Raw genomic sequence first — 3,181 nt, 5'->3', positions numbered from 1 at the left:
CCACCGCTTTATCGCCGGGCAATAAACCACTGTCGATCATTGAATAGCCCTGAATGGTGACAAAAAATGTCGCTTCTTCGTCATCAATCAGGAATTCATTGGGATCCAACCGTTTTTCGACATGTTCATCTGCCGGCGAGGGAAACCCCGCCGCCACTTTGGAACTGAATAATGGCCAGCTACGTTTAGCGGGTGCAATGATGGGACGTTCAAACTCCATTGGCTGATCTTGCAATGGCGCGGACTGCCTGCGTCGATAAGCCGCCAGAAAATCAGTGATTACAGGCTTTTGACTCTCAGGAATGCGCATCACGGTTGTCGGTTCTTTGATCACGGAGCCTTTTTTGCGTCCGGCACCGACGCGCCGACCACCATGTGTATTTGAGCGAGTTGTCATAAATCACTTGATTAATTGAAACAGTTAATCAAGTGTACGAAGCGTTTCCCTATCAGGCAAGGAAAAATTCACTATCCCGTGATAAAAAAATTAACCACCGAACAACAACACGCTCCAGATAACGGCAATCAATACAAGAATAAAAATCGACGCACCGATTTTGTTTTCTTCAAACATTTTTTGTGTCTGATTACCAAACAGACACACCAAAAGACCCAGACCAAAATAACGCAGACCACGAGAAATGGTGGTTGCCAGCATATACAGTAAAAATGAATAGCCCGTCACACCCGCTGCCAACATGGCAATTTGAAATGGAATCGGCGTAACTCCGACGCTCAATACATACCAAAAACCATGTAAATGAATTTGCTGACGAATAGTTTCAAACTGCTCGGGCGTCGACAGCAGAGCAATCAGTTGATCGCCGATCAGACCAAATACAAAATAGCCAATCACATAGCCCAATGCCGCACCAAAAATACAGCCCAGTAATGCCATAGCGCTAATGGCCCAAAGCAACTTCCGACGAGCCTGCATCAAAGGAATCAAAATGGTTTCCAGCGGGATGGGGACGATCAGTGACTCCATAAATGAAGCGAAAGCGACACCCCACAACATATGTTTTGAGTGCACTAAACGAGAGCCCAACTGCTTGAATCTATTCAAACTGATTTATTTCCTTATTTAAGGTCAGTATGCTCAACGCAAGAACACACAAAACAAGTAATATCCAGATAACAAGCCGCTATCCTCATTGAAATCACTGCAGCTGTAAATAACCTGGGTTGATAAAGCAGTGAGGATTGTTGTCATGGCTACCTGAAAAATTCCGGCAGGAGATACAAATGAATTACCGCTTTCTTTTACTGATAACCACGCTGCTATGGATGCCCGCAATATACAGTGAGGAGTTAGTTGATGCAGGCGCTGAAATACAGGTAACGAATGCACCGGATGATCAAGCTATTGAAAATCGGTTGAGCGACATTCTGAACGTTATCGAAAGCTATGAAGATGTTGAGGTCACAGTCGATTCCGGAGTGGTAATCCTCAGTGGTAGCGTCTCCAGCGCTCGCGCCGGACGTGATCTGGTGGCGCTAGCCAGTCGGGGCGAGGGCGTTATTTATGTGCAAAACCGGCTCAATGAGCTAATGGACATTTCCACCCGCGTACAACCCACGACACAAAAAATCGAAGCAATGCTTGCTTCATTGATCCGCAGTCTGCCCATTTTTCTGGTAGCAACCATCACCATCATTTTCTTTTGGCTGCTCGGTCGCTGGGTCGGTAACCGCAGTGCCTGGTTGAGTCGTATAGGGCTTTCCGAACTCGCCACCGATCTGGGTGGACGCATTATACGAATCCTGATTGTTGGCATCGGCTTTCTAATTGCGTTACAGATCCTCGATGCAACGGCGCTGGTGGGAGCACTGCTTGGTGTGGCAGGTGTATTTGGCCTCGCTGTAGGTTTTGCGTTTCGCAATATAGTCGAAAACTATCTGGCCGGTGTACTGCTCAGTGCACGGAATCCATTCAAAATCGGTGATTCTATTCAAATAGCTGAATTCACCGGTAATGTGGTTCGGCTGACTTCCCGAGATACCGTGCTGATGACAGCTGATGGCAACCATTTACGTATTCCCAACAGCACGATGATCACGTCGGTCATGATCAATTACACTCGCAATCCCTTACGTCGTTTTGAATTTACACTGGCTATCTCTGCCGAGATCGATCTGATCAAGGCTCGCCGCCTGGGCTTAGGGATTCTGCAAAATATGCAGGGACTGCTAGCTGAGCCGGGTCCACAAGTACTGATTGCTGATATACGTGAAAATATCGTCGATCTGCACTTTATGGCCTGGATTAATCAACATGAAAGTGATTTTGCCAAAGCCCGCAGTGAAGCTATTCGCCTGATAAAAATCGGGTTTGATGAAGCCGGCATTACATTTCATCAACCAGTACATCGACTGCAGCTGATAAATGATGAAACGAAGCTAAAAGAACCCACTAATGCATTACCAGAGGCAGAATCCACTTTACCAAACGTTTCGGCTGAAGCATCCACCGTGGATATTGCCACTGATCCTACAATGTCCAGACAAGTGGCTCATGAACTGAATACATCTGACGAGGAAAACCTGCTTAAATAACGAAGCACATCAAGCGGTTGAAATCAGCGGATATTCATGCTCTGCGTAAAAGTTCTGATAGACAATTTCTATCCGCAGTCGATCACCCGCCTCAATAAACTGCAATGGCTGGCTGACATCATCAATCCATTGCTGAGCCTGTTCCGCTTTAATAAAACTGCAGATATCCCCCACGGGCCACTGGAAATACACTTCGCGTTGCTTCTTTTCGGCCAACACTACTGGGTCCGTGGTATCGGGAAGCGGAATATACGAACTGAAAATTTCTAATCCGCCCTGCTGTTCGGGATCATTTGCATTATATTCCAGTGAAATATCCCAGCCGCGGACTAACCCATCATCGGCATCGCCACGCTCAAAACTGAATCCATACATCGCCAGAATATCATCGTCGATTTCCGGCAATTTCTGCAGAGCATCCTGCACAGCTTTAATCGCAGTTTTATCCTGCTCCGAAAGGTTTTCCAGGCTTAGTAGCCAATCGCCTAGATTGATAGCCGCCTGAATAATGGGGGGATGCGTTTTGTCGAGCAGAATCTGTGGCATATGTTTGGACTATCAATGATAAAAGCCGAAACATGATATCAAAGTGGGGAGAATAACCCCATTTACGTTCCCACGCAGA

General features: G+C 46.6%; 4 protein-coding genes. 1 reads left to right on the top strand and 3 read right to left on the bottom strand.

Annotated elements, in window-relative coordinates; translation table 11 throughout:
• Both B3182_RS09365 and B3182_RS09360 read right to left on the bottom strand, forming a co-directional pair.
• On the bottom strand, nt 1–397 hold a 397-nt coding region (locus B3182_RS09365), incomplete at its 3' end, for a S24 family peptidase (protein ID WP_292752542.1).
• Nucleotides 398–487: 90 nt separating this feature from the next.
• Nucleotides 488–1,066: a YqaA family protein gene (locus tag B3182_RS09360; RefSeq protein ID WP_292357511.1), complete on the bottom strand. Its 579-nt coding sequence runs from the start codon at nt 1,064–1,066 to the stop codon at nt 488–490.
• Between the two features lie 179 nt (nt 1,067–1,245).
• Here B3182_RS09360 and B3182_RS09355 point away from each other — a divergent pair, with 179 nt between their 5' ends.
• Nucleotides 1,246–2,556, top strand: coding sequence for a mechanosensitive ion channel family protein (locus B3182_RS09355; protein ID WP_292357513.1), 1,311 nt, complete (start codon nt 1,246–1,248; stop codon nt 2,554–2,556).
• Nucleotides 2,557–2,565: 9 nt separating this feature from the next.
• On the opposite strand, the gene B3182_RS09350 is transcribed toward B3182_RS09355, so the two are convergent.
• On the bottom strand, nt 2,566–3,102 hold the full coding sequence (locus B3182_RS09350; RefSeq protein ID WP_292357515.1) for a hypothetical protein: 537 nt from the start codon (nt 3,100–3,102) through the stop codon (nt 2,566–2,568).
• Between the last annotated feature and the right edge of the window lie 79 nt (nt 3,103–3,181).

This window comes from Methylophaga sp. UBA4204, assembly GCF_002379485.1.
GTDB lineage: Bacteria > Pseudomonadota > Gammaproteobacteria > Nitrosococcales > Methylophagaceae > Methylophaga.
This window is presented reverse-complemented; position numbering and strand designations above follow the sequence as displayed.

Coding starts and splice junctions, on each gene's coding strand:
- B3182_RS09355 (WP_292357513.1), top strand. CDS start 1,246: ATGAATTACCGCTTTCTTTTACTGATAACCACGCTGCTATGGATGCCC.
- B3182_RS09350 (WP_292357515.1), bottom strand. CDS start 3,102: ATGCCACAGATTCTGCTCGACAAAACGCATCCCCCCATTATTCAGGCG.